General features: G+C 67.5%; 2 protein-coding genes and 1 pseudogene. 1 reads left to right on the top strand and 2 read right to left on the bottom strand.

All coding sequences use genetic code 11. The features are described 5' to 3' along the window. Positions 1-78 precede the first annotated feature (78 nt). The gene (locus D7V88_RS39500) at positions 79-1,701 is read left to right on the top strand and encodes an ABC-F family ATP-binding cassette domain-containing protein (protein WP_120545679.1); all 1,623 of its coding nucleotides are present in this window, start codon (positions 79-81) and stop codon (positions 1,699-1,701) included. 592 nt (positions 1,702-2,293) lie between these two features. Here D7V88_RS39500 and D7V88_RS39490 read toward each other — a convergent pair. Both D7V88_RS39490 and D7V88_RS44925 read right to left on the bottom strand, forming a co-directional pair. Next, complete coding sequence (locus D7V88_RS39490) at positions 2,294-3,733, bottom strand: aldehyde dehydrogenase family protein (protein WP_120545677.1); 1,440 nt, start codon at positions 3,731-3,733, stop codon at positions 2,294-2,296. 66 nt (positions 3,734-3,799) lie between these two features. Beyond that, a pseudogene (locus D7V88_RS44925) lies at positions 3,800-3,970 on the bottom strand (aldehyde dehydrogenase family protein); the annotation flags it as partial.

Genomic DNA, 3,970 nt, shown 5'->3' with positions numbered 1-3,970 from the left:
GTTCGGAAGCATCCCCCTGGGGGGCGGGCCGTGGCATAAGGGCGCGCCGCCTGATTCCCGGGCCTTTTCGGTACGCACATGATCCGTCTCGACAACATCGGTAAGCAGCACGGGCAGCAGCTCCTCTTCGTGGAGGCGTCGGCTGCGCTCCACAAGGGTGAGAAGGTGGGCCTCGTTGGCCCGAACGGCGCGGGCAAGACGACGCTGTTCCGGATGATGACCGGCCAGGAGTACCCGGACGAAGGGCAGGTCTCCATCGACCGGGGCGTCACCATTGGCTACTTCAGCCAGGACGTCGGTGAGATGGCTGGCCGCAGCGCGGTGTCCGAGGTGATGGACGGCGCGGGCCCGGTGAGCACCGTCGCGGCGGAGATGAAGCAGTTGGAAGCCGCCATGGGGGACCCGGACCAGGCGGACAACATGGAGAAGCTCGTCGAGCGCTACGGCATCGTGCAGGGCCGGTTCGAGGAGCTGGGTGGGTACGCGCTGGAGGGACGGGCGCGAGAGATTCTCGCGGGCCTCGGGTTCACCGAGGAGATGATGGACGGCGACGTCGGCGCGCTGTCGGGCGGTTGGAAGATGCGCGTGGCGCTCTCCCGCATCCTGCTGATGCGCCCGGACGCGATGTTCCTGGACGAGCCTTCCAACCACCTGGACCTGGAGTCGCTCATCTGGCTGGAGGGTTTCCTCAAGGGGTACGAGGGCGGCCTGCTGATGACGTCGCACGATCGCGAGTTCATGAACCGCATCGTGACGAAGGTGGTGGAGATCGACGGTGGCTCGCTGACGACGTACTCGGGCAACTACGACTTCTACGAAGGCCAGCGCGCGCAGAACGAAGCGCAGCAGCAGGCGCAGTACGAGCGTCAGCAGGCGATGCTCGCGAAGGAGATCAAGTTCATTGAACGGTTCAAGGCCCGCGCGTCGCATGCCGCGCAGGTGCAGAGCCGGGTGAAGAAGCTGGAGAAGATCGAGAAGGTGGAGCCGCCGAAGCGCCGCTCCACGGTGCTCTTCGAGTTCCAGCCGCCGCCGCGTTCAGGTGACGACGTGGTGAACCTGAAGAACGTCTACAAGGGCTACGGCAAGCGGACCATCTACGAGGGGTTGGACTTCCTCGTGCGGCGCGCGGAGCGCTGGGCGGTGATGGGCGTGAACGGCGCGGGCAAGTCCACGCTGCTCAAGCTGGTGACGGGCACCACGCAGCCGGACGACGGTTCGGTGGCGTTGGGCGGCAGCGTGAAGATGGGCTACTTCGCGCAGCACGCGATGGACCTGTTGGACGGCGAGAAGACGGTGTTCGAGTCGCTGTCGGATTCGTTCCCGCGCGCGGGCCAGGGGTCGTTGAGGGCGCTGGCGGGCTGCTTCGGGTTCAGCGGCGACGAGGTGGAGAAGAAGTGCCGGGTGCTGTCGGGCGGTGAGAAGGCGCGTCTGGTGATGGCGCAGATGCTCTACGACCCGCCGAACTTCCTGGTGCTGGACGAGCCCACGAACCACCTGGACATGGGCACCAAGGAGATGCTGATCACGGCGCTGTCGCGCTACGAGGGCACGATGTTGTTCGTGTCCCACGACCGGCACTTCCTGGGAGCACTGTCGAACCGCATCCTGGAGCTGACGCCGGACGGCATCCACAAGTACGGCGGTGGCTACACGGAGTACGTCGCGCGCACGGGCCAGGAAGCACCCGGTCTGCGCAGCTGACAGTAGAGTCCGAGGGCCCCGTGCTGGACACGGGGCCCCGTGGATGGGTGGACAATCCCTGTCATGCAATCCGAACGTCCCGAGTGCACGTGGTTCGTGAAGCCGCTTCACGAACGTCCTGATTTCCGGCTCATCGCCGCGTTTCTCTGGGGCGACCTGCACAACATCGATTCGGATGGGGACTCGCACAATCCCGCCTCACGGAGCTGGACCTGGCTCTACCTGAGCAGCCGGGAGCGTGCAGGCCAGCGTGTGGACCTCGGCATGGAGGAAGGGGCTGAGGCCTGCATGCGGATCCGTTCGGAGGTGCCCTGGCTTGCGGCGGCCGTCGCGTACTTCCTTGCGATGGAGGGGACGTCACAGGTCCGGCGTGGGGATGACACGGCTTGGGACGATGCATCCTCATGTGTCAAAGGTGCGGGCCCGTTCGACCTGGGCGCTGCGATGGAGCGTGCGCGCGTGAGTGTGTGGCGAGAGTCCACGCTCGAGGATCCGTATCCGAACCTCCGTCGGTCGCGTGCTCCTGCTGGAGGGCCGTCGTGAGCAGCACCGGAATGGTGAGACTCGAACATCCCCTTCTTCGCCTACGGCGTCACTCGAACAGCTTGCTCGCGAGCCGCGCCAGTCGCTGCGCCTTGCCCCGGTAGGGTGGGAAGAAGAGGTTCGTGAACGCCGTGCGTCCCTGGCGCACCACCGCGCGCTCGTGGCTGAACGCCTTGAAGCCCGTCTCCCCATGGTACGCGCCAACGCCGCTCTGCCCGATTCCACCGAAGGGCAGGTGCGGGTTCACGTTGTGCAACACCACGTTGTTCACCACCGTGCCGCCCGCGCTCGTCTCCTTCAACAGACGCTCCACGGTCGCCTCGTCCTGGCTGAACACATACATCGCCAGGGGCTTTCCTCCCGCGCGCACCTGCATCACCACCTCGTCCAGGGACTCGAAGCGCAACACCGGCAACACCGGCCCGAAGATCTCCTCCTCCATCACCGGCGCCTCCGGCGTCACGTCCGCTAGCACCGTGGGCGCGATGTACCGCGTCTCCGCATGCACGCCGCCGCCCGCCACCACCCGCGCGCCTTGCGCCACCGTCCGGTCCAACAGCCCGCACACCCGCCGGAACGCCCCGTCATCCACCATCCGGCAGAAGTCTGGCGTCGCCCGTCGTGCCTCCTCCGTCTTTCCGTAGAAGCGCTCCAGCGCGGCCTTCAACCCCGCGAGCAGCGCCTCCTCCTTCGACGCGTGCACCCAGACATGGTCCGGCGCGATGCACGTCTGCCCCGCGTTCAGGAACTTGCCCCACACAATCCGCTCCGCCGCCGTGTCCACGTCCGCGGACGCATCCACGATGACCGGCGACTTCCCACCCAGCTCCAGCGTCACCCCCGCCAGGTGCCGCGCCGCCGCCTCCATCACCCGCCGGCCCACGCGCGGGCCTCCGGTGAAGAAGAAGTGGTCGAACGGCAGCCGCAACAGCGCCTCGCCCACCTCCGGCCCGCCCTCCACCAGCGCCACCTCGTCCGCGGGGAACACGTCCCGCAGGAGCTGCGCCAGGAAGCGCGCCGTGCCCGGCGTCTTCTCACTCGGCTTGCACAGGACGGCATTGCCCGCCGCCACCGCCGCCACCAGCGGCGACACCAGCAGGTGGAACGGGTAGTTCCACGGCGCCAATATCAGCACCACGCCCTTGGGCTCCGGGTGCACTTCGCTCTTCGTGCCCGCGAGCAGGAGCGGCGCCCCCACCTTGCGCGGCTTCATCCACGCCTTCAGGTGCTTCTGCACGTGCGCCAGCTCCAGCAGCACGGGGAGGATCTCCGTCGCCTCCACCTCCGCCGCGGGCTTGTGGAAGTCCTCGTGCAGCGCGTCCGCCAGCTCCTCACGCCGCTCCAACAGCAGCGCCTTGAGCTTCTCCAGCCGCGCCAGGCGCTCCCTGGGCCCCGTCTTCGCCAACTCCCACCGGCGCGCCTGCAGGCGGTCGAACACCTCCTGCAGGTGGCCGGGGACCAGGGCCTCTTCCACTGACACCACGCGCATGCCGGCTCCTCTTTCCCTCATCAGGCCCACCCTGCCGGGTGAACACCCCGCGAGCCGGCGAATTGCCTACTCCAGCATCCGGGTCGCGCGGGAGGCCCATTCCTGGGGCTTTCCCCGATACGGCGGGAAGAACACCGACGCCAGCGACTTCATCCACTGGACCATCACCGCCCGCTCATGGCTGAAGGTCTTGAACCCGTAGTGCCCATGGTAGTTCCCCAGCCCGCTCATCCCCAC

The sequence above is a fragment of the Corallococcus terminator genome (genome assembly GCF_003611635.1).
GTDB classification, from domain to species: domain Bacteria; phylum Myxococcota; class Myxococcia; order Myxococcales; family Myxococcaceae; genus Corallococcus; species Corallococcus terminator.
This window is presented reverse-complemented; position numbering and strand designations above follow the sequence as displayed.